21 protein-coding genes are annotated in these 26,312 nt (G+C 69.0%); 12 read left to right on the forward strand and 9 right to left on the reverse strand.

Going from position 1 to position 26,312, the window contains the following annotated elements; all coding sequences use genetic code 11:
- Window positions 1-52: 52 nt before the first annotated feature.
- The 3 genes from ENSA7_RS42150 to ENSA7_RS08945 all read left to right on the forward strand — a co-directional run bounded on the left by ENSA7_RS42150 (window position 53) and on the right by ENSA7_RS08945 (window position 3,195).
- Window positions 53-1,702, forward strand: a complete 1,650-nt coding sequence (locus ENSA7_RS42150; protein WP_146157497.1) for a hypothetical protein — start codon at window positions 53-55, stop codon at window positions 1,700-1,702.
- A 126-nt stretch (window positions 1,703-1,828) separates the two neighbouring features.
- The gene (locus tag ENSA7_RS08940; protein WP_181233511.1) at window positions 1,829-2,773 is read left to right on the forward strand and encodes a GGDEF domain-containing protein; all 945 of its coding nucleotides are present in this window, start codon (window positions 1,829-1,831) and stop codon (window positions 2,771-2,773) included.
- A gap of 158 nt (window positions 2,774-2,931) precedes the next feature.
- A complete protein-coding gene (locus ENSA7_RS08945) occupies window positions 2,932-3,195 on the forward strand; it encodes a hypothetical protein (RefSeq protein WP_106088799.1) in 264 nt (87 codons plus the stop codon).
- A gap of 5 nt (window positions 3,196-3,200) precedes the next feature.
- Here the strand turns inward: ENSA7_RS08945 and ENSA7_RS08950 are convergent, their stop codons facing one another.
- Both ENSA7_RS08950 and ENSA7_RS45005 read right to left on the reverse strand, forming a co-directional pair.
- On the reverse strand, window positions 3,201-4,952 hold the full coding sequence (locus tag ENSA7_RS08950; protein WP_106088800.1) for a thiamine pyrophosphate-binding protein: 1,752 nt from the start codon (window positions 4,950-4,952) through the stop codon (window positions 3,201-3,203).
- 6 nt (window positions 4,953-4,958) lie between these two features.
- The gene (locus ENSA7_RS45005; RefSeq protein ID WP_106088889.1) at window positions 4,959-5,354 is read right to left on the reverse strand and encodes a hotdog domain-containing protein; all 396 of its coding nucleotides are present in this window, start codon (window positions 5,352-5,354) and stop codon (window positions 4,959-4,961) included.
- A 172-nt stretch (window positions 5,355-5,526) separates the two neighbouring features.
- Between ENSA7_RS45005 and ENSA7_RS08960 the strand changes: the two genes are divergently transcribed.
- Window positions 5,527-7,080, forward strand: a complete 1,554-nt coding sequence (locus tag ENSA7_RS08960; protein ID WP_106088801.1) for a DUF362 domain-containing protein — start codon at window positions 5,527-5,529, stop codon at window positions 7,078-7,080.
- Window positions 7,081-7,161: 81 nt separating this feature from the next.
- Here ENSA7_RS08960 and ENSA7_RS08965 read toward each other — a convergent pair whose 3' ends face one another.
- Window positions 7,162-8,613 carry a dihydrolipoyl dehydrogenase gene (locus ENSA7_RS08965; RefSeq protein ID WP_106088802.1) on the reverse strand — a complete coding sequence of 484 codons (1,452 nt, stop codon included), beginning with the start codon at window positions 8,611-8,613 and terminating at the stop codon, window positions 7,162-7,164.
- A gap of 473 nt (window positions 8,614-9,086) precedes the next feature.
- Between ENSA7_RS08965 and ENSA7_RS08970 the strand changes: the two genes are divergently transcribed.
- Window positions 9,087-10,076: a ribonuclease Z gene (locus ENSA7_RS08970; RefSeq protein ID WP_106088803.1), complete on the forward strand. Its 990-nt coding sequence runs from the start codon at window positions 9,087-9,089 to the stop codon at window positions 10,074-10,076.
- 15 nt (window positions 10,077-10,091) lie between these two features.
- A complete protein-coding gene (locus ENSA7_RS08975) occupies window positions 10,092-10,613 on the forward strand; it encodes a hypothetical protein (protein ID WP_106088804.1) in 522 nt (173 codons plus the stop codon).
- Window positions 10,614-10,621: 8 nt separating this feature from the next.
- Here ENSA7_RS08975 and ENSA7_RS08980 read toward each other — a convergent pair whose 3' ends face one another.
- From ENSA7_RS08980 to ENSA7_RS09000, 5 genes are all read right to left on the reverse strand, one after another.
- A complete protein-coding gene (locus ENSA7_RS08980) occupies window positions 10,622-11,776 on the reverse strand; it encodes a murein hydrolase activator EnvC family protein (protein ID WP_106088805.1) in 1,155 nt (384 codons plus the stop codon).
- Window positions 11,777-11,779: 3 nt separating this feature from the next.
- Complete coding sequence (locus ENSA7_RS08985; protein ID WP_106088806.1) at window positions 11,780-13,201, reverse strand: cell division protein FtsX; 1,422 nt, start codon at window positions 13,199-13,201, stop codon at window positions 11,780-11,782.
- The gene (locus ENSA7_RS08990; RefSeq protein ID WP_106088807.1) at window positions 13,201-13,473 is read right to left on the reverse strand and encodes a hypothetical protein; all 273 of its coding nucleotides are present in this window, start codon (window positions 13,471-13,473) and stop codon (window positions 13,201-13,203) included. The genes ENSA7_RS08985 and ENSA7_RS08990 overlap by 1 nt, the downstream gene beginning before the upstream one ends.
- Window positions 13,473-14,285 carry a cell division ATP-binding protein FtsE gene (locus ENSA7_RS08995; protein ID WP_106088808.1) on the reverse strand — a complete coding sequence of 271 codons (813 nt, stop codon included), beginning with the start codon at window positions 14,283-14,285 and terminating at the stop codon, window positions 13,473-13,475. The genes ENSA7_RS08990 and ENSA7_RS08995 overlap by 1 nt, the downstream gene beginning before the upstream one ends.
- Before the next feature lie 238 nt (window positions 14,286-14,523).
- A complete protein-coding gene (locus ENSA7_RS09000; RefSeq protein ID WP_106088809.1) occupies window positions 14,524-15,576 on the reverse strand; it encodes a hypothetical protein in 1,053 nt (350 codons plus the stop codon).
- Between the two features lie 77 nt (window positions 15,577-15,653).
- On the opposite strand from ENSA7_RS09000, the gene prmC reads away from it, so the two are divergent.
- The 6 genes from prmC to ENSA7_RS09025 all read left to right on the forward strand — a co-directional run bounded on the left by prmC (window position 15,654) and on the right by ENSA7_RS09025 (window position 22,826).
- Window positions 15,654-16,559 (forward strand): peptide chain release factor N(5)-glutamine methyltransferase, encoded by a 906-nt coding sequence (prmC, locus tag ENSA7_RS09005; protein ID WP_106088810.1) that lies wholly within the window; start codon window positions 15,654-15,656, stop codon window positions 16,557-16,559.
- A gap of 54 nt (window positions 16,560-16,613) precedes the next feature.
- Entirely contained in the window at window positions 16,614-17,321 is a 708-nt protein-coding gene (locus ENSA7_RS09010) for a hypothetical protein (protein ID WP_106088811.1), read from the forward strand.
- Between the two features lie 383 nt (window positions 17,322-17,704).
- Window positions 17,705-20,206: a tetratricopeptide repeat protein gene (locus ENSA7_RS09015; RefSeq protein ID WP_106088812.1), complete on the forward strand. Its 2,502-nt coding sequence runs from the start codon at window positions 17,705-17,707 to the stop codon at window positions 20,204-20,206.
- Window positions 20,207-20,322: 116 nt separating this feature from the next.
- Entirely contained in the window at window positions 20,323-20,454 is a 132-nt protein-coding gene (locus ENSA7_RS45735) for a hypothetical protein (RefSeq protein WP_280523988.1), read from the forward strand.
- A 90-nt stretch (window positions 20,455-20,544) separates the two neighbouring features.
- A complete protein-coding gene (locus ENSA7_RS09020) occupies window positions 20,545-21,900 on the forward strand; it encodes an SUMF1/EgtB/PvdO family nonheme iron enzyme (RefSeq protein WP_244923759.1) in 1,356 nt (451 codons plus the stop codon).
- 77 nt (window positions 21,901-21,977) lie between these two features.
- Complete coding sequence (locus tag ENSA7_RS09025; RefSeq protein WP_106088813.1) at window positions 21,978-22,826, forward strand: SDR family NAD(P)-dependent oxidoreductase; 849 nt, start codon at window positions 21,978-21,980, stop codon at window positions 22,824-22,826.
- A 30-nt stretch (window positions 22,827-22,856) separates the two neighbouring features.
- Here ENSA7_RS09025 and ileS read toward each other — a convergent pair whose 3' ends face one another.
- Complete coding sequence (gene ileS, locus ENSA7_RS09030) at window positions 22,857-26,153, reverse strand: isoleucine--tRNA ligase (protein ID WP_181233513.1); 3,297 nt, start codon at window positions 26,151-26,153, stop codon at window positions 22,857-22,859.
- Window positions 26,154-26,312: the final 159 nt, after the last annotated feature.

Below are 26,312 nucleotides of genomic sequence, written 5' to 3' on the forward strand. Positions count from 1 at the left end.
GGCAGCTCGATGTGATCGATCACCCCCGTTCGTGGCACCATACCCGCCTATCATGAAGACCAAGCTCGACGCCGCGTATCTGAGCCTCATCGCCGCCCTCGGCCTCGAGCTCGCCTGTGTGAGCCGCACCAGCGGATCCGACGTGGGCGACGAGAGCACGAGCGACGCCTCGGACTCGAGCGACAGCGCGTCGACGAGCACCAGCACCTCGACGGGCGACGGTGACGGCGACGGCGATTCGGGTGACGGCGACGGCGACGGAGACTCGGGTGACGGCGACGGTGACGGCGACGACACCGACACCGGCCCGCCGCCGGACCCCTTCGAGTGCATCGACGCCACCCCGATCATGCAAGCTGGCACCGAGCTCCCCAGCGGGTTCGTCGCGTGCGAGGGCGGCTTCATCCACCGCACCGAGGCGGTCGTTTGCGTCGCGCCGCAGGGCCCCGACGCACCCGCCTGCGCCGACCCGATGGGCGGCTGTCAGACCAGCGCGGACTGCCTCGAGCAACCCCACGGCAGCTGCACGCTCGACATCTGGGGCAGCTGCGGGTGTCACTACGGCTGCGCCAGCGATGCCGACTGTGACCCAGGGTTTGCCTGCGCGTGTGCGGGCGTGGCTGGCGACGTCGCGCAGTGCATCCCGGCCGGGTGCCTGACCACCGACGACTGCGGCGACGGCCTGTGTGGGCTCAGCTTCAACTCGGGGATCTGCGACGACAGCTACAGCCTGGCCTGCGCCGACCCCTATGACGAGTGTCACGTCCACGCCGACTGCCCTGACGCGCCGTGTCCCAGCTACCCCGAGGGCGGCGACGTGGAGTTCTACTGCTCAGCCGCGGGCGCGCCAGGCTTCACCTGCGAGCCGCCGGGCTGGTGCGAGGGTGACTGCGGCCGACCGTTCTTGATCGGTGGGCGCGCCCGGGTGGCCTCGACGACCGAGCGCGATGACTGGTGCGCGAGCATCGACCCGCAGCCGCTCGACGCCCGCACGCGCCAGCAACTCGCGCAGTACTGGACGCAGGTCGGCCAGTTCGAGCACGCCTCGGTCGCGTCGTTCGCCCGCTTCGCCACGCAATTGCTCGAGCTCGGGGCACCGCCGCGGCTGTTGCTCGACACCCACCGCGCCATGGCCGACGAGATCGAGCACGCGCGCCTGGCCTTCGGGCTGGCCAGCGCCTACGCCAGCGCGCGAGTCGGGCCCGCCGCGCTCGACGTCAGCGACTCGCTTGGTCCGCCTGGTCCGCTTGGCATCCACGAGGTCATCGAAGCGCTGGTGCTCGAGGCCTGCGTCGGCGAGACCTTGGCCGCGCTCGAGGCCCGCGAGGCGGCCGCCCATGCAGCTGACCGGCAGGTCGCCGCCATGCTCGAGCAGATCGCAGGAGACGAGCTTCGTCACGCCCAGCTCGGGTGGCGAGCGCTGCGGTGGATGCTCGACGCGGCCGACCCCGCGCTCGTCGACTTTGCCCTCGCGAGGCTCGAAGCGGCCACGCACGAGGCCGCCACTGCGCCCGCAGCGGGGGGCCTACCGGCGAGCCTGCGCGTCCATGGCGTGCTCGATGACGCGTTGCGCACACACGTCCGTCGCGAGGGCGTGGCGAGCGTGATCCAACCCTGCGTGACCGCCCTGCGTCGTCACTACCGGACCGGGCGTCAGACCGGGCGTCACGACGCTTCGTCCCACGGACCCGCCCAAGCCTGAGCTCGCTAGTTCCACGGTCGCGTCTCGCCGTGAGACCATTCGAGCGGAGCTCACCCGAGCTTGGCCGCCCAGCGCTCGCATGAACCGAAGGTCCAAACACAAGTCGCGCAGCGGGAGTGGCTCGAGTTGAAGCCCAACCGCGACGAGGTCCGCGCGCAGATCCTGGTCGTCGATGATGACCCCACCGCCGCGACCGCGACCAGCTCGCTGCTGCTCGAGCTCGGCTACGCGGTGACGGTCGCCCACGGCTGGACCGATGCACTGCGTGCCTTCGATCCGGGCTCCACGGATCTCGTGCTCATGGACGCGGTCATGCCCAACGTCGACGGGCTCAAGCTGACCCGTCTGCTGCGCGAGCAGTCGGCGTCGTATGTGCCGATGGTGTTCCTCACCGGGCTGACCAGCAAAGAGGTGCGCGAGCAGTGCATCAACGCGGGCGCCGACGACTTCTTGACCAAGCCCGTCGATCGGCTGGAGCTTCGCGTGCGGCTCAAGGCGATGCTGCGGATCCGCGCGCTGACCAAGGCGCTCGAGGTCAAGAGCCGCGAGTTCGAGCACGCCGCCCGCACCGACTCGCTGACGGGCGTCGGCAACCGTCGCGTGTTCGATGAGCGGATCGCGGTCGAGATCTCCCGGGCGACCCGCCACCATCGCCCGCTCGCGCTGTTGATGTTCGACCTCGATCGCTTCAAGGCCGTCAACGATCAGTTTGGGCACATGGCCGGCGATCAGCTGCTCGCGCTGTTCGGGCAGGTGTTGCGCGACCAGCTGCGGGTCACCGACGTCCCGTGCCGCTACGGCGGTGAAGAGTTCATGATCATCGCGCCCGAGACGACCGCGGACCAAGCCAGGGTGCTCGCGGAGCGAGTTCGCCGGGAGTTCGCTCGGTCCACGGTGGACGGCCCAGCCGGACCGCAGACAGTCTCGGTGGGGATCGCGGGCACAGACATGATCGACGCGCCGCCCGATCGAGAGACCTTGGTGCTGGCCGCCGACGCGGCGCTGTATCAGGCCAAGGGGCGCGGGCGAGATCGGGTCGAGGTCGGCGGGACTTCACCGACGCAGAGGTGAGCGTGGCGTCTCGGTGACGGTTGGTGACGCTTGGTTGCGGCCCGCCCACGCGCGCGAATTCGTGAGCCGAGGGCCCACCAGCGAGGCTGGCCTCGGTGGCACCGCCGTCCCTGACGGTCCGCGGGTGGCGATCGCATGGTGGTGGTCAGAGCTGCCACATGTCCCGCCAACTCCCGACCCCGCTCCTCGACCAGACCAACCTCTCCACCACGCGCCGTGGGCCGGCGGGCGCGTCGCTCGGGCTCGCGCTCGCTCGACTCGTCGTCCCGCAGGCGGTCGCCTGGTACTTGCCGCGACGTCAGCTGATCCAGTCCGAGCTGCGCAAGCTCCGAGGCCGCCAGCCCAAGCGAGTGCCCGCGTCCCGCCCAACCCCGGGCAAGCTCCGCTTCCACAGCTTCGAGCCGGCCGCGAGCCAGACCTGACCCCGCTACATCGAGATCGAGCCCTTGCGAAAGTCCGTGTTGCCGATCATCACATTGATGACCACGGGCGTGCCTTGCTTGGCGATCGTCTGGGCCTCGCGCAGGGTCTCGTCGATCTTGGCCGGATCATCGAGCAGCAGCCCGCGACCGCCGTAGCCCTCCGCGACGGTGTGGTAGGCCGTCCGCAGCAGCTCAGTCCCGCAGGCGTCGCCGAGGATCTCGATCTGATCGCGGGCGATCTGCTGCCACGAGCCGTCGTTGCCGATGATCGCAATCGGCGCCAAGCCCCGCCGCACGCAGGTGTCGATCTCGGCCAGCGAATAGCCCGACGAGCCGTCGCCGTAGATCAGCCAGACCTCGGCCTGTGGCCGCACCGCGCAGCTCGCCACCGCGAATCCACCACCCACGCCGAGCGTGCCGAACACCCCCGGGTCGAGCCACGACAGCGGTCGACGCGGGCGAACGATGTACGCGGCGGTCGCCACGAAGTCACCGCCGTCGACGACCAACACGCTGTCCTCGGCCATGATCTGCTCGAGGCGCAAGAACAGATCGATCGGGTTGACGCCCTCGACCTTCGCTTGACCCTGCTCGACGATCTCGGCGTCTCGCGCTTGCTCGCGCTCGCTGATCTCGTCAAACCAGGGCTGCCATCGCTGGGCGTTTGCCTGGCTGGTGCCGCCAGCCAGACCCGCGGCGAGCTGCGTGATGAAGCGCCCCGGGTGCGCGTGCACGCCGAGGGTCGGCCGTCGGTTCTGCGTCAGCGCGTCGACGCCCAGGTTGACGGTGACGAGCTTGGCCTTGCTGCCGATCGAGCGCCCATAGCCCAGGCGAAAGTCGAGCGGGAACCCAAAGACCACGACCAGATCCGCGGCCTTGAGCGACGCCGTGCGCTTGTGTCGGTACTGCACGGGGTGCACTTGGCCCAACAACCCGCGCGCCCCACCAGCTAGCCAGACCGGCACCCCGATCGACTCCAGCGCGGCCGCGATCGCGGGCGCCTGCGCGGCGACGGACACGGTCTGACTGCCGACCACGAACACCGGGCGCTTGGCCTCGCGCAGCCAGCCGACCACCTTGTCGACGTCGCGGCGGCTGGCGTCGAGCATGCGAACGGGCTCGGGCGCCTGGGCCTTGGGTCCGGGCGCACCCCAAAATTGCCGGGCCAGGTGCTGCTCGAGGAACGCCCGGGTCGCGTAACCAACCAGGTTCTTGGGCTGCTTGACGCCGCCTTGATCGATGTACCACTCGCGCACGGTGGCCTCGGGGTAGAGCAGATCCACGGGCGTCTCGACGAACACCGGACCCGGTACGCCCGCTTGCGCGATCCGAAACGCGGCCTCGATCGTCGGGACCAGCTGGCGCACGGAGCGAGGCGTGAACACCTGCTTGACGTGGGGCTGCATCAGCGCGACCTGGTCGATGTCCTGCAGCGAGCCGCGGCCCTCGAGCACGGTCGCCGTCGCGCCGCCAAAGATCACCAACGGCGACTCGGCCAGCTGCGCGTTCTTGACGGCCGTGATCGTGTTGGTGAGACCGGGACCAGCGGTGACGGCTGCGACTCCGGGGATCCCGGTCATCCGCGCGGTCGCGTCGGCCGCAAACACGGCGCTGGCCTCGTCACGCACGTCGATGATGTCGATGCCGACGCGCTTGGCCGCGACCAGGATCGGCGAGATGTGCCCGCCGCACAACGTGTAGAGCTGCCGCACGCCTTGGCGCTCGAGCACGCTCGCAATGATCTGTCCGCCGTCCATGTCTTGCTATCCCTCTTTGTCCAACACGTGGTGATCGAGCACGAAGCAGGTGAAGCTGCCCTCGAATACCCGCACGGCGCCAACGTGGGCCTGCACGCCAACGTCGTACTTGCGCCGGATTTGCGCGCGCACGGTGGCCCGAACGTGGACCCGCTCGCCCACTCGAGTGGGCGCCGTGAACGTGACGTTGGCCGCCCCCAGCACCACGTTGGGATCGTTGACCGCGAGCATCGCCGCGTAGTCGGCCGCGCCAAAGATGAACCCACCGTGGACCAGCCCGCGATCGTCGGCGCTCATCCGGGCGTCGGTCGTTAGTTCGACTTCGGCACGGCCCTCGCCGAGCTCGAGGATCTCGCCACACAAGCCGCGGTCGATCTTCAGGTGGGTGTTCGGCTCGGTCACGCTGACAGAGCCTGCCACGGGCGCGGCGCGGGCAACAAGGGCGGGGATCGGCGAGCGTGTCGCCTCGCTCAGACGCGCCCGTGTTTGCGACCCGGTGCATGTGTGAGCCGAACGACCGCGGCCGGGTGGGGTCGGCCGCGCCCGCGCTCGAACCGGTGCTACGATCCGCCCGATGGCCAGCTCCGAGCGACCGACGGTGATCCTCCGAGACTGCCGTGAGTACGACGCCGATCGGATCCGCAGCATCGCCCGCGACGGACTCGAGCGGCTCGACCTGCGGCCGCGGGGCCAGACGCTGATCAAGCCCAACGTGGTCGCGGCGGGCGCCCGCTTCCCCCACGCGTACACCCGCCCAGAGTTCGTCGAGGGCGTCGTCGGGGCGCTGCGCGACCGCGACGAGGGGGCCATGCGCACGCTGTCCGTCGGCGAGCGCTCGGGGATCACGATGCCAACCCGGTTCGCGTTCGGGCAGGCCGGCTACCGCGAGATGGCCAAGCGCACGGGCGTGGCGCTCGTCCACTTTGAGGAGGTCCCGCAGGTCGAGATCCCGCTGTATCACCCGCAGCGCCTGCGCGACAGCCTGTACACCCCCAAGGTGGTCGCCGAGGCCGACTTCTTCGTCAACTGCCCCAAATTCAAGGCCCACCCCTGGACCACGGTGACCTTCAGCCTCAAGTCCTATATTGGGATCCAGGATGACCGCCACCGGCTCATCGATCACCACCACAAGCTCAATGAGAAGGTCGCGGATCTTCAGTATGTGGTGCAGCCAAAGTTCATCGCCATCGACGCGATCACGGCCGGAGAGGGCCGCATGCTCACCCCGGTGCCCTTTGATCTGGGCCTGGTGATCATGGGTGACAATCAGGTCGCGATCGACGCGGTCTGCTGTCGGATCATTGGGCTCGATCCGCTGAGCGTCGACCACATTCGCCTGGCCTGGGAGCGTGGGTTTGGGCCGGTCACGCTCGACGAGATCAACGTCGAGGGCGACGTCAGCCTGACCGCCGCCCAGCAGCGCGCGAGCGGCTTTCGGGTCGGATTGATCCGCGTCGAGGAGTACTTCGCCGACACCAACATCAAGGCGTATGGCGGGACGCCGCCGGGGCCCAGCGGCGCCGAGGGCGGCAGCGACTATTGCTGGGGTGGGTGCCCGGGCGCGCTCGAGGAGGCGATCGAGATCCTGCGCTTGTACGACGCCGCGGCCAGCGAGAAGCTGCCGCCGACCCACATCGTATTTGGCAAGTGGGATCAGCCGCTCGACGTCAAGCCGGGTGAGAAGGTGATCTTCATGGGCGACTGCGCGGAGTATCGCGGCCCGCTCGGGGGCTCGGGCGCTGTTTCAATTGAGAGCTTGTTTCGTGATCGCAGCAAGATGAGCCCGCTCGACGCCAAGCATGACGACATCTTTGCCAAGATGATCAGCGTGCGGCGCGAGCTGAAGGTGCTGCGACGCGAGGACTTCATTCGCATCACCGGGTGTCCGGTCAGCGTCGCCGAGCAAGTGCTGGCGCTGGTTCAGCACGGGGATCTCACCAATCCTTACTATGACTTGAAGTTGTTTCCTTCGTTCATCAGCACCTACTTTTCATGGCGGACCCGGACGTTGCTGCAGCGGGCGTTTGGGCAGGCGTACAACCAGCCCGGGCCGACCCACCGCGGGCAGTCGCGGCCGCCGCAGAACCTACCGCCAGCGGGCGCTGACGCGCCGCTCGAGCGCGAGTGACGGGGCTCAGGTTTCTGCCGATCTCGTGCTCGCCAGCGAACGTGCCCGTGCACCCCGAGCGTCGACCAGCTTCGATCTCGCTCAGGTCCCGGGCCCGCAGTCGAGCGGCCCCTGCTTGCTGACCATCTTCAGCTTGCGCCCCAGCGCCTGGATCGCCGTGCGCAGCCCTTCCTCCACCGTTGGGTGATAGTACGGCATCGCCCGTGCCTGCGTGACGGTCATGCCCTGCTCGATCGACCACGCGAGCAAGTGGGCCATGTGCTCGGCCTGCGGCCCGATCAGCTCGGCGCCGATCAGCTCACCGCAGCGGCGCGCGTAGATGCGGACGCGCCCGTGATTCTGGCCGATCACGCGCGCGCGGCCTTGGTCGGCGTAGTCGACCTCTCCGACCTCCCACTCGCAGCCCTCGCTGTCGGGGTCGGGGATCTCGCCGACGATCGCAACATTGGGATCGCTGAACATGATCGCAATCGGCACCTGACGCGGATGGGCACGGACCTCGGGGTAGCGGGCCGCGTTGATGCCGGCGATTCGGCCCTCGCCAGCCGCTTCATGCAAAACCTGGCGATCGCCGATGACGTCGCCCGCCAAGAAGATCGGCGCGTCACCGACTTGCGTGGTACGCTCGTCCCAGAACTTGGGCGCCCCGCGGTCGTCGAGCTCGATCCCCGCGTGCTGCAGCTCGAGCCGGTCGTACGAGGCGCGACGCCCCGTCGCCGCCAGCACGTATTCAAACGTACCCTCGCGCGCGCGCCCGCTGGCGTCGTTCCAGCTGACCACCACGCTGTCGTCGCGCCGCTGCGCCTGTAGCTCGCTGATGCCCAGCTGCAGATCCAGGCGCGCGGTGAACAGCTCGCGCGCCTGATCCTGCATGACCGCGCTCGACACCAACGGCATGCGCTCGTCGATCGACAAGATGCTGGTCTCGACGCCGAGCCGGTGCATGGCCTGGCCGAGCTCGAGCCCGATCACCCCGGCGCCGACCACCGCGAGTGACTTGGGCAAGCGCGGCAGATCGAACACGCTGTCGCTGGTCAGCAGGCGGTCGCCCAGACCACGCAGCGACGGCGGAACCCACGGCGTGGTGCCGGCCGCGATCACCACGGCCTTGGCGTCCACGCGGACCGGTTGTCGATCATCGGCCTGAACCTCGAGCGTGGTCGGCCCCACGAACCGCGCCCACCCGCGCAGCCGCTGCGCCGGATCCAGGCGCTGGGTCGACTCGACCACGAACTCGACGAAGCGGTCGCGCTCGCGCTGGACCCGGGCCATGACCGCGGCGCCGTCGATCTCGAGCGGGCCCGGCTTGACCCCGAACTGCTCGGCGGACCGAACTGCCTCGGCCGCCTCGGCCGCGGCGATCAACAGCTTCGACGGCATGCAGCCCACCCGCGCGCACGTGGTGCCGTAGGGCCCGCCCTCGATCAGCACGACCCGCTCGGCCCCGTTGACCCGCGCTTGCCGATGCGCGACCAAGCCCGCCGTGCCGGCTCCGATCACGGCGACGTCCACTTTTAGCTGCTGTTCACTCATGCGCGGCCTTCACTCCGGAAGGTCTACGCCGGATGCTGCCGGGATGCTACCTGGCCTGGGCTGCCGTCCGCTGGCGCGAGGTGCCGGAGCAAGCGGCGGCGGCGGGCGGTTCGCTCGCGAGGAGGGTGGCAGGGAAGTGTTTTCAGCTCGGGCGAGGCTCCTCGCCCGCTTGTTCACCGTGATCAGCGAAGTGTACTCAGAATCTAAAGAGTTGACTTGAAAGCAGTGTTAAAGGAGCGGGTTACAGCGTAATCGTCGGCGAGGTATTTACTATCACGATCGAGCTCACCTTCTCAGCCCGAACCTGTACAATAGCCGAGACAACGATTCGCTGGTCGTCGCACGGTGAGCCCGCCCGAAGGTCCTGCATGTGCTCCGCCGGGTGCGTGGAATCCGCTGTATGCGCGACCACGAGTCGACCGCCACCCGGATCCCCATGGCACCAGGGCACCCAGCGGTTATGCTCCGCTCGCATGTCTGTGCGTGAACTCGTCGTCCTTGGCACCGCCAGCCAAGTTCCCACCCGATACCGCAATCACAACGGCTACCTGTTGCGCTGGGACGGCGAGGGCTTCTTGTTCGATCCCGGCGAGGGAACCCAGCGGCAGCTGATCCACGCGGGGGTGTCGTCCACGGACGTCACCAAGATCTGCATCACCCACTTCCACGGCGACCACTGTCTGGGCCTCGCTGGGATCTCGCAGCTGCTCTCGCTCGACGGCTGCCCCCACCCGGTTCATGTGTTCTACCCGGCGTCGGGCGAGAAGTACTACAACCGGCTGCGTCGGGCGTCGATCTACCACGACCGGGCCGAGGTCCACGGCCACCCGATCACGGAGTCCGCCGCGACGACCAATCTCCACGAGATCTGGAGCGGTGAGGTCAGCGGCAAGGGCTTGGCGCTGTCGGTGCTCAGCCTCAGCCATGGCGTCCCAACCCTCGGCTACCGGATCGAAGAGCGCGCGGGCTGGACGATGCTGCCCGACAAGCTGGCCGCCGCCGGGCTGCGCGGGCCCGTGATCAAGCAGCTGCAGCTCGACGGGTTCGTCGAGCTCGACGGGGGCCAGCGCGTCAACATCCAAGACGTCGCCAAGCCGCGGCGCGGGCAGGTGGTGGCGTTCGTGATGGACACCCGCCTGTGCGACAACGCGTTCGAGCTGGCCCGCGGCGCGGACATGTTGATCTGCGAGTCGACCTACCTCGAGGAAGATCGACAGCGGGCCAAGGACAATGGGCACTTGACCGCCAAGCAGGCCGCGGAGATCGCCAAGCAGGCCGGCGCCCGCACGCTGGTGCTCACTCACTTTTCGCGCCGTTACGAGCGCACGGCTTCGTTCGTGGACGAGGCCCGCGAGGTGTTCACCGACGGCGAGGTGATCGCGGCCCGGGACTTCGACGTGCTCGGGCTACCCAAGCGGGACCGACCCAAGAAAAAGGCCGGGGCGGACGCCAAGCCCGGTTGACGATATACTCGCCGCGTGACTCGGATCGTCGGCTGGATCGTCGCCGCTGGCCTCGCGCTGCCGAGCGTGGCGATCGCGGCGCCGCCGGTCGAGGGCCCGCGCGCGGCCGCCGACGCCGATGAACCGGATCCCTCGCCAGTTGGGACGCTCTCGCAGCAGGGCACCCGCCAGGGCGTGCTCGAGCTGGGGATCGGCGTGCTGCTGACCGGCGCGGGTGCGGGGCTGATCGGGTTTGGCACCCAGCAGTTCATCCGTGCCCGCGAGCACGTCGAGTACTGTCGGGGAGCGGCGCCGATCATCGATGAGTCGGGTCCGACCGGAATCGACCCGTGCATGTTCGACCCGCCGCCGCTGGGCTTCGCCTCGGCGGGGCTGTCGTGGGGGTTCTCGCTGCCGCTGTTGGTTGGGGCCGGGATGCTGTTCGCTCGCGGGGCCCGGATCGCTGGGGATGCGCGGCGGTACCAGCGGACCAAGCTGTCGCTGAGTCCGTGGTGGCAGCGTCGGGGCGCGGGTGCCAGCGTGGTGATGCGGTTCTAGAGCGCCGATCAGGGCCGCAGATACGGGCCAGGATCGATCGGTCGCTGGCCGTGGCGGATCTCGACATAAGCCGTGGTCCCGAGCCCATCGGGCACGGCCTTGGCCCCCACACGACCGACCACCGCGCCAGCTTCGATCTCGTCGCCTTCGCTGACTTGCACCGACAGCAACCGGGCGGTCAACGACAGATACCCGCCGCCATGATCGACCACGACGACCCGCTCGAAGCCCGGCAGCGCGCCAACCATCACGACCTGGCCCGGCGCGATCGCCCGCACTGGATCATTGGCCGCGGCCGCAAACTCGACCCCGTTGCGGTGCATGGAGATCCCCAGCGAGCGATCCTCGTAGGTGCCAAACTCGCCACGAACGCGACCCTTGACCGGGCGTACCAGCGCGTCGTGCTCGAGCAGATCCAGACCGCGGTGGCGCATCAGCTTGCGACGCGCCTGGTTGAGCTCGAGGATCAGCTCACGATCCCCGCGCTTGTCGGCCCGACCCAGGCGTTTTTGTAGAGACTTGCGCCGGGCGTGAGTCGAGCGCAGCGCCGGGTCGAGCTGGGTGCTGGTCAGCTGGAGCGCGTCGGCCTGCAACCGGCTGACAGACTCGAGCGCCGCGAGCACGCTGAGCTCGCGGGTCGTGGTCAGCAGCTCGTCGCGGGCCTTGGTCTCGGCCTGCGCGTGAACCTGCAACAGCTCGAGATCATGATCGACGAGGCGCCGGACCGTGCGGCCGCGCAGCACTCGGTCGTGCGGGGTCAGTCGGCCGTCGGCGCCGTCCTCGAACATCAGCTCGAGCATCCCGCCGCCACGCGCGAGCTTGTACAGCTTGCGCGCCCGGACCACGCTCATGGCCTCGCGCTCGACCCGGTGGCCGCGGTAGACGTCGAGCCTGCGCAGGCTGTCGCGGCCGCGATGGGCGAGCAGCTCGGTCGCCCAGTCCAGGCTCTCGCGCTCGCGCCCGAGCGCGGCTTGACCCCGCGCGACCTCGTTGGCGGCCTGCGTCAGCTCGAGCTCCTGTGAGACGGCGTCGCGCAGCTGCTCGGCCTGTTGGTTCTTGGCGCGCCGCTGGGCGCGCTCGGCGGGGTCGCCCGCGAGCGCCTCACCGGTACACAGCAGGCCCACGAGCGAGAGCAGGGCGATCCGAGTCAAGCGCTTGCGCATGGCTCAGGCCTCCGTGTGCCGAGCGACGGCCGCCCGTGATCCAATGACCCCGAGCAGCGCCCCAAACCCGAGCGCCACGATCATCTGAACGGTGGTGAAGAAGTGCAGCGAGCCCGCGGCGAACATCAGGGACATGCCGCGCTCGAGGAACGGTCGGACCAGCTCGAACGACAGCCACAGGCACGCGAGCGCCAGCGCGGTCCCCAGCACGCCCTGCAGCACGCCCTCGATCAGGAACGGGCCGCGGACGAACCGGGCGGTGCCGCCGACCAGGCGCAAGATGTGGATCTCCGAGCGACGCGCGAACACACCCAGGCGGATCGTGCTCCACACGATCGCCAGGCACGCCAGGCTGACCAGCGCCGCCACGCCGAACGCCAACCACCGCAGCGTCGTCAACATGCTCTCGACTTGTTGCACCCATGGTCCGAGCACGGCGACCTCGTCGACGCCGTCCATCGCCTGCACGCGAGTCGCTAAGGCGTCGGCGAAGCCCGGCTCGACGCCGGCGATCAGCGACAGCTCGATGCTGTCCGGGAGGGTGCTGGCGTCGACGCCCGCGAGCAGCTCGGCCCGCTCGGCGTCCAGGTCTGCGCCTTGCCCAAGCCCGGCTTGCAGCCGCTCGAGCGCGATCTCGGGGGTGACCCGCACCGCTCGCTCGACCTCGGGCAGGGCGGCGATCCGCTCGCGCAGCTCGGTCGCGACGGCCGGGTCGACGCCCGGCTGCATGTACACGGTCACTGGCGAGTCGACGCCGAGGTCGTGAGCCACGCGCTGCGCGTTCTGGAAGATCAGCATGGTCGTCCCGAGCAGCAGCATGCAGACGGCCATGGTGCCGATCGCGAGCAGCTGCACGAGCGGGCTCTGGCCCATGCCGCGCAGGCCTCGCGAGACGACGTAGGCGAACCCGTTGACGCCGCTCCACGCGGGCACGCGGATCGGGTCGGTGCTCTGGCGTGCCGCGGGCTGCTGAAGCTCGGGCTCGGGGTCGGGGTCGGGCTCGGGTTCGGGTTCGGGTTCGGCGACCTCAGCCTCCGGCTCGGGGTCGATCTCGACCTCCGCCTCGAACTCCGCGGGATCTTCGACCCTCGCTTGCACCGTCTCTTCCGCCAAGATCCGGTCTTGAATCGTGTCTTCCGGAGCCGGGTCATCGGCCTCGGGCTCGACAGCGCCGAGCGCCGGGAGCCCCGCGCCGGTCCGCGCGGCCTCGACCTCGATCAGATCACTCGCCTCGAGCAGCACATCTTCAAAGTCCTCGTCCCACTCGTCCTCGTGGTCCTCGAGCTCGTGGTCCTGCAGCTCGTTGACCCACGCGCCGGGGAACAGCGAGATCGTCGCCTCGCGCGCGGGCTCGCGCTGGGGCGAGTCCGAGACCGCGATCTCGAGCCCCATCTCGACTTGAAGCTGGCGCTCGGTGGCTGGCATCACGCGACCTCGGCGACCTCGTCGCGATCTTCAGTGGAGGCGGCTCGCCCGTCACCAAGCTCGAGCTCGAGCTCGATCGACAGCTGCTCGGTCGGAGCCGGCGCGAGCATTTCGTCGAGGAGATCGTCAACGAGCAGCATCAGCTCGACGCGCTCGCCGGGTGGGGTCGGCTCGACCAGGCGATCGACCTCATCAAAGGCGCGCTCGATGTCGGCGATCAGGGTGTCGTCATGGAGCTCGAGGAGCTCGGAAATGATCAGTGCGGTCTTCATCAGGCCACCTCTCCTAGCTGGGTGGTTCCGGCGAACAGCGGCTCGTCGGAAAATTCGTCGTCTTCGATCTCCGCGAGGAGGTCGATCGGCTCGCCGTGCTCGTCGAGCTCGGCGACAAAACTGGGGGTCCGCGCGAGCACGCGATCTTCGATCAGCCGGCCCATCTCCAGGTGCAGCACGCGGCTGGCGTTGGCGTGGTGGTAGACGACTGGATCGTGGGTAGCGAGCAAGATCGTGGTGCCCGCGGCCCGGATCAGCTCGAGCGAGCGCAGGATGTCGCGGGTCAGCGCGGGGTCGAGGTTGCCGGTCGGCTCGTCGGCCAACAGGATCGGCGGACGCCCGGCCAGCGCTCGCGCCAGCGCCACGCGCTGCTGCTCGCCGCCTGACATGCAGCGGACGGGCTTGCGGCTGCGCGGATCAATGCCAACCCGAGACAGCGCCTCGCGGGCCCGGCCGACCACGTCACGGCGGCGCAGCCCGAGCACCTGCAGGGCCAGCCGAACGTTCTCGAGCGGCGTGGCCTCGGGCAGCAGCTTGAAGTCCTGGAACACGGCGCCAAGGTTGCGGCGCAGGTACGGGATCGAGCCGCGGGTCAGGCGGTGGACGTCGCGGCCGGCCACGCGGATCGTGCCGCGGTCCGGCTGCTGCATGGCCATGACCAGCTGCAAGAGCGTGCTCTTGCCCGCCCCCGAGGGGCCCATGAGCAGCGCAAACTCACCCTGCTCGATCCGCACGCTGACGTCGTGGAGGGCCGGTTGAGGGGCGTGACCATACGTCTTGGTCACGCGGTTCAGCTCGATGATCGCCGTCATGGTCCTGATTCGCCGGTAGCACGGGCGATCAGCGGCGGGAAATTTTCGGGAGATCTGCGCGGGGTCTAGCTAGATTTTTCCGCACGTCGTGCGACCCATGGACACAGGAAATGTGTTCAGAGCCCCCTCCCAGGGGGCCACACATGCGCCTGCGAACAAACAGCCCCGAGGAGCGAAGCGACCAGACGCGCCAGCGGCTGCAGTCGGCGAAGTCTAAGGTCCATGTGGGGGTCATTTACTAGAGCTCCACGAGCGTCACCAACGCCGCCATCGAGGTCCCGGACGCGGCGATCGTCACGGCCTGATTCGGCAGCGAGACGGCGTCGCCGGTCCCGGGGAACAGCGTCGCTTGCAGGTTCTGATCGCGATCCAGGATCGCGTTGCCTTTGTAGCCCCCCGCGTGGACCTGATCGATCGTCAGCGTAGCGCTGGTCGCCCCCGCCTCGGCGGTGGTTCGCAGCGATCGGGCGTAGTCACAAAAATCGGCCAGCGGGCAGTCCTGGACCGAGAGCAGCACCCAGACGTCGGCCGGGTCGGCCAGCGGGTCCTGCCAGGAGACCTGAACCTCGAGCGTGGGCATCGGCGGGAACGGGGCGTCGCCGCTGCCTTGCGCGGTGGCGTCGACGGGGAAGGGATCCGGCAGGTCGCGAGCCTCGACGCGATCGGCGATCCACAGCACGTGCTGCTGGCCCTTGACGGAGACGTCGAGCACGAGCTCGGACGGGCTCTGAAACTCCCAGCGGGCGTCGACATAGTCACACCCGCCGTCGATCGCACAGAACCGCCACGATGAAACCCCGGCCGGATCGAGCGGCGTGTGGTCCTGCAGGATCGTTCGGGTGTCGCGAAGCTGCCCGAGAAAATACCCGCCGTTGCGATAGACCAGCCGATCCTGCCCGGCGATCGCCTCGATCGAGAACATGAAGCGCAGCGAGTTCTCGGCGTCGAGGTCGACCCGCGAGAACAACACGTGGCCGTCGGCGGCGCGCAGGTCCATGTGCATGGGATCGAACACCCCGAGCGGAGTCATGGTCGCGGGCCCGGTCCACAGCCCGCCGAGCGCGGTCATCAGCTCGAGTCCGACGATCTCGTCGCCGTCGCCGTCACCGTCACCGTCGCCGTCGCCGTCACCGTCACCGCCGGTCTCAGGCGCCTCGGCGGCGGTGCTCTCGGTGGTCGGGCCGAGCTCGGAGCCCGCGCCGTCGTCCTTGCAGGCGCCGAGCGCGAGACAAGCCGAGACGACCACGAGGGCACCCCAGCCACCATTCAGCGCCCGCGCGTTGACAGCCATGGCGCATCCAAGCAGCCCCCGCGGCGGCCCGCAATGGCGCTTGCCGAAAACCTGCGAGCGTGTGACATCCCCCCACGATGGCCGAGGAAAGCCGCCGCGCTCGCTGGACGGTGCGAGAGTTGCTCACCTGGACGAGCGAGCGGTTCGCCGACTTGGGGATCCCGGACCCGCGCGTCGACGCCGAGCACCTGCTGGCTCACGCGCTTGGGTGCGCGCGGATCGATCTCTACGTTCAGCACGACCGGTTGCTCGACGAGACGGATCGGGCCGGGTTTCGCGAGCTGGTCCGCCGTCGCCTCGCCCGCGAGCCGGTCGCGTACATCGAGGGCACCCGGGGCTTTCACGCGCTCGACCTCGATCTCGCGGTCGACCGCCGGGCCCTGATCCCGCGGCCCGAGACCGAGCACCTGGTCGACTGGCTGCTCGAGTCGCTGCGCCCGCCGCCGGCTCCACTCATGCACATCCTCGATGTCGGGACCGGGTCGGGCGCGATCGCCCTGGCTGTGGCCAAAGCGCGCTACGAGGTGAACGCGACCGCCGTCGACATCTCCACGCAGGCCCTCGAGCTGGCCCAGCACAACGTCGAGCGGCTCGGGCTCGAGGACCGGGTCAGCTGCGTGGTGTCTGATCTGCTCGACGCCGTGACCGTCCCGAAACCCGGCTTTGATGCGATCGCCGCCAACTTGCCCTATATCCCCACGGCCGACCTCGACGGGCTCGAGCCCGAGGTTCACATCTGGGAACCACGCTCGGCGCTCGACGGCGGCCCCGACGGCCTGACCTTCGTGCGCCGGTTGATCCGCGCGGTGGTCGAGCGCTCGGCCTTGATCCCGGGCGGCCGCCTGCTGCTGGAGATCGGCATCGGACAGGCCGCACAGGTGGAGGCGCTGCTGCACGACGCGGGCTTCTCCGATGTTCAGTCGCGGTCCGACTACGCCCGGATCCCACGGGTGGTGTCGGGGGCGCGACCGGCCGCGCAGTAGCCAAAATCGTCGAAAACTCGCTCGAATTGGGGTGCTCGGCCTAGCGTGGGCGCCATGCCGCGTCTCGTCGCCTGGTTTTGTCGCTCTCGAGTGCTTCTCGCCCGCTCTCGGACGCCGGTCTCGCGCCTGGCTTCGAGCGGACTGATCGCTGCGCTGGTGCTCAGTGGCGGCATCGCCGGGTCCGGGTGTGCGTCCGGCGACGGCATGGTCGACAAGCTGTATGACTCGACCCGGGCCTACAACCGCTCGCTCCGCTGGGGTGACTGGGACCGGGCGGCCGAGCACCTCCCGGCCGAATCGGCCAATGCCTTCATGGCGGCCCATCAGGCGGTGGAAGACCGCCTGGTCGTGATCGACTACGAGATGACTCGGATGGAGGTCGACAAGGTCAACGGCATCGCGATCTCCCAGGTTGCGATCAGCTGGCACACCGAAACCGAGCTCGTGGTCCGGACCACCACGGTCAACCATCTGTGGCAGTGGCATGAGGGCAGCTGGGTCCTCGTCGACGAGCGCCGCAACGGCGGCAAGCCGCTGGCGATCTTTGCCGAGGTCGAGGACGGGGACACGCACCCGTATCTGCCGGGCCTCGAGGCCTACCGCGAGGAGAACGCGATCGGCATGGACGACGGCGAGAAGCGCAAACGTGACCGGGCCAAGCGCAAGGCCGACAAGGCGACCGCGTCGGATCCGGCCGAGAAGTACTCGCTCGACAATCTCCATAGCATGCCGATCGACCAGCGGCCGCCCAGCTTCAACTGAGCGACCCCACAGCGTGGGCCGATCCTCGCTCGGCCAATTTTTGCGAGGTACACGGTGCAAGCGAGCCCAGCAACGGATAGGATGAGGCCCACGTCGCTCGGACCTCGCCCGCGCGTGGCGACTCTCCGGGACGCGGCGCTGATCGCCCCACGCACGATGCTGCCCGCCATCAACTCGAGCATGACGATCGTGCTCATCAACCATCCAATCGATCTCGCTGCTCCCGCTGACTCGGTTCCGTGGTCTCGCCACGAGCGGAGCGGACACTGCAACCAAGAGCCGTGCAGCGTCCCCAGCCACCGTGCAGTGTTCGTGTCTTTGACCACCAACGGATCTCGAACGCGAGCCTGTGGTTCGGCGTACACAGGAGCAACCTAAAGCCTGTGGCCGACTCCCGCCTCACCCAGCCGCGTGATCTAATCGGGGACATTCACGCACAGCAGCGCCGCAAGCTGTTTCGTCGCGTGGCGCTGGGTGTCGCGCTGTTCGTGATGTTGTTGTTGATCGCGATCGCGCTGAAGTTTCTGGCCGACCGCCGCCATCGTGACGCGTGCCTGACCGAGGCCACCCAGGGCTTCTCGCTGGGGACCTCCGCCGAGCTCGTCATCGTCGCGACCAAGCTCGAGACCTGCATCGGCGAGCACCCCAAAGATCCGCTGCTGCACGGCGCGCTCGCGCTGACCCGCGCCCAGCTGCTGGCCGAGTTTGGTGAGTCGGACGAGGAGGCCCACGACGCGGTGGCCGCCCTCGCCGACCTCGAATTCCCGACCCACGACGGCGAGCTCGCCCAGGTCATGCTCGACCTCGACGACGGCAACCTCGACTCGGCGCGCGACCGCCTGCCCACAATCGCCGACATGGACGACACGAGCAGCATCGCGCCGAACCACGAGGTCTGGGTGAGCGGCATGCTGGCGATCGCCGACCCAGAGGCGAACATCGACGACGCGATCGACACGATCACCGCGACCTTGCCCGACGACGGCTCCATCTCGATCCGCCGGTTGCTCGCAACCTTGCACATGCACGCGGGCGACCCAGCGCCGGCCCTGGCCCAGCTCGTCGACGCGCGCGCGCGCAGCCAGACGCATCTTGGGTTGGCGGCCGACGAGGCGCTCTACAACGCGCTGCTGCGGCAGAAGCTGGCCGGCGTGGCCGACGTCGCCGATCAGCTGCTCGGCGGCGGCTTCGAGATCGCCCAACGCGACCGCGCCCACGCGCTCCTGGCTCGCGGGGTCGTGCGGGTCCAGTCCGGCGAGATCGAAGAGGGCATGAAGCTCGTCGATCAGGCCTGGGTCATGCTGCCCGGCTGGGACAAGCTCTCGCGCACGCTCGCGCTCGAGATGGCGATGGAGGCCGGCGATGGTGCTCGCGCGCGCAAGTGGATCGACGAGGCCGGCCTGCGCGCGTCCGAGTCCGAGATCTACGAGGCGTGGGTCAAGCTGGTCGAGGGCGACGTCATGTCGGCGCTCGAAGATCTCGCCAAGCTGCCGCAGGAGCACCCTCGGGTCGCGCTGCTGCAGGGCCTGGCGCTGGTCGAGCAAAATCGCTTCGTCGAGGCCCAGCCGTGGCTCGAGCGGGCCGACAAATTGATCCCGGGTCGCGTCGACGTCGAGGTCGCGCGCGCCCGCGTGGAGGTGCACACCGGTGACCCCGAGGCCGCGCGGCGCAAGCTCGACGCGCTCAGTGCCGAAGAGCCGTTCGCGCCGCGGGCGTGGACTGGGCTCGGCGAGGCCAACGTCGCGGTCGCCTATCGAGACAGCAAGACCAAGCCTGGCGGCAAGCCCGACGCGACGGCGCTCCGCGACGCTCGCCGGGCGTTCAGGAAGGCCGTCGAGATCGAGCGGATGCCGTCCGAGGCCTACCTGCACCTCGCGGAGCTGACCGACGCCAAGCGCCGCGAAGATCCCAAGCTGGTCCCCGAGGTGCTCGACCTGTTCGCCAAGGCGGTCGCCGCCAACCCCAAGCTCCCGCGCTACGCCGAGCGAGAGGCGCTGTACCTGGCCGAGCTCAACTTCCGGACCCAGGCGATCGACAAGCTCGAGGCCGTGCTCGATCGCCCTGGCACCACCGCCCAGGTCCCGCTCGCGCTCGCCCAGCTGGCGCTGCGACAGATCGAATTTGGTGACCGCGTCGAGCTCCCGCCCAAGTTCGACGAGTGGCTCGAGCAGGCCAAGACCCGCGGCGGCGTCCCCCCTCGGACCCTGGATCTGCTGGCCGCGCGGGCCATGCTCGCGCGCCAACAACCCAAAGAGGCGCTCGCCAAGCTCGAGCCGTTGCTCGCCGCCAACGAGGCCGACCTCGACGCGCGGATCTACATCGTCCACGCGCACATGGATCTGCGTGACCGCGACACCGCGCTCGCGGTCGTCAAGCGCGGGCTCGGGGTGCTGCCCGACGAGGTCAAGGGCCGGCTGTACTTCGACTGGGCCAACGTCATGGCGCGCGGCGGCAAGCGTCGCCCAGCTGCCAACTACGCCAACAACGGGTGGAAGAAGCTCGCCAAGCAGTCGGACGTCTCGGTCGCCGAGTTCCTGCTCCACGCAGAGGACGCGATCCGCTTGCTCAATCGCGACATGCAGCCCAAGCCGGCCGCCGTGATCGGCCGCGAGATCACCGAGCTGGTGCCGTTTCACAGCGACGCGTGGGTGATCCGCGCTGACGCAGAGATGCGCACCAACCGGGGCAGCGACGCGAAAGCGAGCGCCGAGAAGGCCGTCGATCTCGACGACGAAAACGCGCGCGCGCACGAGGTGCTCGCGCAGGTGTGGCTGCGCTTTGGCTACAAAGATCGCGCGAAAGAGTCGTTCGAGCGAGCGCTCGAGCTCGCCGCGGGCACACCGCGCGAGAAAGACATCAAGAAGAGCCTCGCGGGCGTCGGCTAGATCCTCGTTGGCACCCTGCCGCGAGGTCTGTGTCGACGGATTGGGGTCGGCCCTCGCGGCCTGCGCGGCCGATGAGAAGGGCGACTCAGCGTCACGCCGCGTGTATCGTGAACGCGGTGGGCGTCCCCATTGCAGACATCGACTGGCTAGAGAGCCTCGATAGCGCGATTCCCCGCGCTCAGCAGCAGGGCAAGCTGATCGTGCTCAAGCCGCTCGGCCAGGGGCTGTCCTGCGAGCAGCACTGGTGACCCGCCGGGAGCTACACGAGGGCAGTTAGCCTCTCGAACGCTGCCGTCACGACGTGCATCAACCGTCACTTCATCCCGGTCCGCTTCGCGATGTGGAAGCACGAGGAGATCGGGGTGGATCCCGTCGGCAGGAATGTCGTCAACACCTACTCGCGCGACGCCCTGCTCCCGGGGCTCCTCGCGACCGACACCAACCGCAACGTGCTGGGCTTCTCGCACGCGTGGGCCTCGGCCGAGGAGACCCTGGCGATGCTCGAGCAGGTCCTGCGCGACCACGCCAAGCTCCCCGAGGACCAGCTGTGCTTCGATCCCTACGACCGCGGGGACTCGGCTCAGCGTGATCTGCTGGCGCTCGAGGCCGCGTTCGAGGCCGGCGACGTGGCGGCCCGGGCGGCGCTCGTGACTCCGCTCGGCGCCTGGCTGACGCGGACCCCCGACGTCCACCACCAGACCGGGGCGCTCGCCCGGGTCTTGCTCGGCGAGGCGCTCTACAACGCCGGGCAGGTGCTCGAGGCGGAGGCGATGTGGCAGGACATGCTCGACGTCTACCCGGCCCATCCGCTGCGCCACCGGGCCTACTACAACCTCCGCGACCGCAACGCGTGGCCAACCGGGGCCTCGCCGCAGCTGGCGGGGACCCCCGTGCCCGGGCCATCGCACCACCCACCGGTGGTGCCCAACCCGGCACGCAGGCAGGCGGCGCTCGAGCGCGCCCGCACGGATCCGAATGTCTGGTGGTCCCGCAGCGGCCTCCCGTTCGTGAAGATCCCAGCCGGAACGTTCACCATGGGGGGCACGCCCGCGGTGTTCGAGAACGAGCTGCCGCTGCGTCGCGTGACGATCAGCGAGCCGTTTTGGCTGTCGCTGTGGCCGGTCACCCGCGCGGTCTGGGCGAGCGTCGACACCACGCGCTGGCCCGGGGCGGCGTCCGAAGGGTTGGCAGGTGAGCTCCCGGCCACCCAGTTCACCTACCCAGAGGCCCAGGCCGCCGCCCGCCAGCTCGGCGAGCTCGATGGCGTCGCGTACCAGCTGCCGACCGAGGCCCAGTGGGAGCTCGCGGCCCGGGCCGGGCTGGACTCGAAGCGCTACCCGTGGGGCGACGCGCCGCTGACCCCGGACCTCGCCAACGCCGTGGGCCAGCGGCCCGTGCCCGTCGCATGCTACCCACCGAACGGGTTTGGGCTGTACGACATGGTCGGAAACACGGGCGAGTGGACAGCCGATCGCTACCGCGGTGACGCCTACTCGCTCACCCCGTCTGCGTGCACCGACCCCGTGGGCCCGACGGCCGAGGACCCGGAAGATGTCTACGTCGTCCGGGCCTCGATCTGTGGCAGCCCGTTCATGGTCTCCAGCGCGCGCGTCAGCTGGCGAACCGGCGTGTGGACGAAGCACAACCACGGGGCGATCGGTCTGCGCCTGTGCTTTCGCGGCGATCCCCGGTGAGGGGGCCGCTGAGCTTCGCCGAGCGTGAAATTCAGCCGGTCGGTGTCTCGGAGCACTCCCCGGGTTAGAACGACCGGATGGACACCCGACTCAAGGGCCTGACCGTGCTGATCACCGGAGCGTCTGGCGGCATCGGTGAGGCGCTCGCCGAGGAGTTTGCCAACGAGGGCGCCAACCTGGTGCTGCACGGTCACAGCCGGGCCGACAAGCTCGAGGACCTCGTGGGTCTCGAGGGGTGGGGTGAGCGGGCGCTGGTCGGCACCGCGGATCTGCGCAAGCCCGAGACCCTCGACGAGCTGTTCGAGCAGGGGCGTCAGCGCTTTGGTCGGATCGACGTGGTCGTGGCCAACGCCGGGATCTGGCCGCCCGAACCCAAGCCACTGCACGAGCTCTCGGTCGAGCGGATCCGCGAGGTGATCGACGTCAACTTGATCGGGACGATCGTCACGTGTCGCAGCTTCGCGGCCCAGCTGGCCGCGTATGGGCCTCGCGCGGACGGGCGCGGCGCGAGCGTGTGCTTGATCGGGTCGACGGCCGGGCGGTTTGGCGAGGCGCACCACCTCGAGTACGCGGTCAGCAAGGCCGGGATGTACGGGCTGATGCGCAGCTTGAAGAACGAGCTGGTCGCGCTCGATCCCTGGGCGCGGGTCAACCTCGTCGAGCCGGGCTGGACGGTGACGCCGATGGCCGAGGCGGCGCTGGCGGAGGAGGGGACGGTCGATCGCGTGTGCGCGACCATGGCGTTGCGACAGCTGGCGCGGCCGGCCGATGTGGCGCGGGCGGTGGTGTTCTTGAGCTCGCCCGCGCTGGCTCGGCATGTGTCGGGGGAGGTGATCACGGTCGCGGGTGGCATGGAGGGGCGGCGGCTGTGGGAGCCGGAGCAGATCGATCCGATGGTGGTGCGATCTCGGCTCGAGCGGGACTGAGCCGGGTAGCTCGGGCCGTCGCTGATCAGCTCACCGAGCCGGCGCCACCGTGATCCCGAGCCCCAGCTGCTCGCCGTCGATCTCGTCTTCGCCCTGGTGCGTGTGCCCGCCGCTCCCCGGGTTGACCTCCAGCACGCTCGCCAGGGTCTCCGCCTGGATCAACCCCCGCAGATCCTCACGCGCCAGCGCCCCAAACAGCTTGGTCTGCTCCGCACACGTGACCGCGAGCTCGATGCGATCGCTGACATCCAGATCCGACCCCTTGCGCAGGTTCTGGATCCGATTGATCAGCTCGCGCACCAGCCCCTCTTGCTCGAGCGCCACGTCGATCGTGGTGTCGAGCACGACGGTGATGCCCTCGGCGCTGTCGGCCACCCGCCCCGGCAGCGGCGCGCGGTGAAACAACAGATCCTCGGCGCTGAGCGGCTCGCCCTCGAGCTCGACGCTGCCGCCCTCCAAGATCTCGCGCAGCCGAGCGGGCTCGAGCTGCTCGACCGCCGTCGCGACGACCTTCATCTTCTTGCCCAGCTTGCGCCCGAGCACCTTGAAGTTGGCCTTGGCCGACAGCGAGACCAGCCCGGCGTCGTCCTCGACGACCTCGATCGTCTTGACGTTGAGCTCGCTCTCGATCTCCGCGGCGAAGCGCACGACGGCCGCGCGCACCTCGGGGTCACGACTCGCAACGGTCAGCGAGGGCAGCGGTCGGCGGACGCCGATCCGCTCGGCCTCGCGCAGGGCCATGGCCAGACCCACGACCTTGCGCGCGCGCGCGACCTGGCGCTCGAGCTCGAGGTCGATCAGCGACTCATCGACGACCGGGAACCGCTGCAGGTGAACGGAGTCGCCGTCGGGACCCTCGGCCAGCCCCACGTCGACGACCAGGCGCTGGTACAGGTGCTCGCAGAAGAACGGCAACACCGGGGCCATGCAGTGGGCGATCGTGACCAGCACCCGATACAAGGTCGCGTAGGCCTCGCGCTTGTCCTGATCGTCCTCGCTCGCGCCCCGCCAGTAGCGACGGCGACCGCGGCGGATGTACCAGTTGTTGAGCTCGTCACACATGGCGAGCCACTCGGGCACCAGGTTGTCGAGGTTGTAGGCCTCGAACTCGCCGCGCAGCCGGGCGACGAAGCTCTGCACGCGCGACAGGATCCACAGATCCAGCTCGCTGGTCGGCCGCGCGCTCAGGGTCTCGCGCGTGGGCACCCAGCCGTCGGCGCGGGCGTAGGTGACCAGGAAGTTGTAGGCGTTCTGCAGCGGCAAGATCGCGGCCTTGACCATGTCGCGGACGATCAGCCCCTTGGTGTCCTTGGCGTCGCGACCAAAGCGCATCGGCTCGGCGCGAACCACCGGACCCGAGATCAAGTAGGCCCGCAGCGCGTCGGCCCCGAACGCCTCGACCACGCCGAGCGGGTCGGGGTAGTTCTGCAGCCGCTTGGACATCTTCTTGCCGTCGGCGGCGAGGATCAGCCCGTTGACGATCACGTTCTTGAACGCCGGCCGCTGAAACAGCGCGGTCGAGAGCACGTGCAGCGTGTAGAACCAGCCGCGCGTCTGATCCAGACCCTCGGCGATGAAGTCGGCCGGGAGGTTGTCCTCCACGTACTGCTTCTTGCTCGGGTCGAACGGGTAGTGGTTTTGCGCGTAGGGCATCGAGCCCGACTCGAACCAGCAGTCGAACACCTCGGAGATCCGGCGCATGGTCCCGCCGGGCGTCCGCTCCGACGCGAAGCTGATGTCGTCGACGCTCTCGCGGTGCAGGTCCGTGATTGAGCCCGGCTCGAGCCCGGCGCGTCGCTCGAGCTCGGCGATCGAGCTGATGCAGACCATGTCGGCCGGGTCCTCGTCGCACCGCCAGATCGGCAGCGGCGTACCCCAGTAGCGGTTGCGGCTGAGGTTCCAGTCGCGGGCCACGCCCAGCCAGTTGCCAAACCGCCCGCTGCCGACGTGCTTGGGCACCCAGTGGATCTCATCGTTGTTCGCGAGCAGCTGCTCGCGCATGTCCTCGACCTTCATGAACCAGGTCGAGATCGCCATGTACAGCAGCGGCTCGTCGGTGCGGTAGCAGTGCGGGTAGGCGTGGCGGTAGACGTCTTGATCGACGAGCTGCTTGGCGTCCTTGAGCTTCAGGACGATGCCCTTGTCAGCCTGCTTGGCCCGCTGCCCGGCGAACTCGGGGACCCGCTCGTCGAACACGCCGTTGAGGTCCATCGGCCGAACCAGCGGCAGACCCTCACGCTTGCCGACCTCGAAGTCATCCTCACCGAAGGCCGGGGCCTGGTGGACGATCCCGGTGCCCGTGTCGGTCGTGACGTAGTCGGCGACCACCACCTTGAACGCCCAGCGCGAGCCGTCCTCGCGCTCGCGGTACTCGGCAAAATAGGGAAACAGCGGCGCGTAGGCGAGGCCCGCCAGCTCGCTGCCCTTGCGCCGCTCGAGCTCCTGGGTCTCGCCGACGCGCTTGCGCTCCTGGTACTGGGCGAGCAACCCCGGCTCGATCCACGCGAGCTCACCGGTCTCGACGACCCGGACCTTGGCGTAGACGACGTCGGGGTGGACGGCCAGCGCGAGGTTGCTCGGCAGCGTCCACGGGGTCGTCGTCCAGGCCCACAAGAACGTGCCGGGCTCGTCCTCGAGCTCGAAGCGAACCGTGATGCTGGGATCGTCGCGGAGCTTGTGGCCGTCCTTGCCGGTCTTGGGGTTGCGCTCTTGCGGACCCTGGGCGACCTCGAAGTTCGACAGCGGCGTGCCCAGCAGCGGAGACACGGGCTGCACTCGGTGGCCCTCGTAGATCCGGCCCTGCTCCCACAGCTGCGCAAACACCCACCACACGCTCTCCATGAACGTGGGGTCCATGGTCTTGTAGTCGTCGTCGAAGTCGACCCAGCGACCCATTCGCTCGACGACCTTGCGCCATTCTTGCGTGTAGCGGAGCACGCCGGCCCGGCACGCGGCGTTGAATTTTGGCACCCCGAGCGCCTCGATCTCCGCGCGGCCGTGCACATCGAGCTCGTCCTCGACCAGGCTCTCGATCGGAAGACCGTGGCAATCCCAGCCAAACCTGCGCTCGACCGCGTAGCCGTTCATGGCCCAGTAGCGGGGCACCACGTCCTTGATGGTTCCGGCGAGCAAGTGCCCGTAGTGGGGCAGACCGGTCGCAAACGGCGGGCCGTCGAAGAACACGAAGCTCGGCTTGGGCGGGCCGCCGCCGGCGTCCTCGCCGGGCCGCCGCCCATGTAAGCTGCGGTACTCGACCTCGTAGGTGCCCCACAGCTCGATGATGCGTCGCTCGATCGCCGGCAGGTCGAACGGTGCAAGAGGCGCCACGAACCCAGTATCTGGTGCTTTGGTCATGTTGGCCTTGGGACCCGCTCGAACCTATACGGGCCCGTGGATCGCGGCAACGCCCACTCAGACCGCTCAGACGCTCGTGACCCAAGACACGCATTCTTGGCGGCAACCCCTTCGACCGCATTGCCGGCTTGG

The organism is Enhygromyxa salina (genome assembly GCF_002994635.1).
GTDB lineage: Bacteria > Myxococcota_A > Polyangia > Nannocystales > Nannocystaceae > Plesiocystis > Plesiocystis salina_B.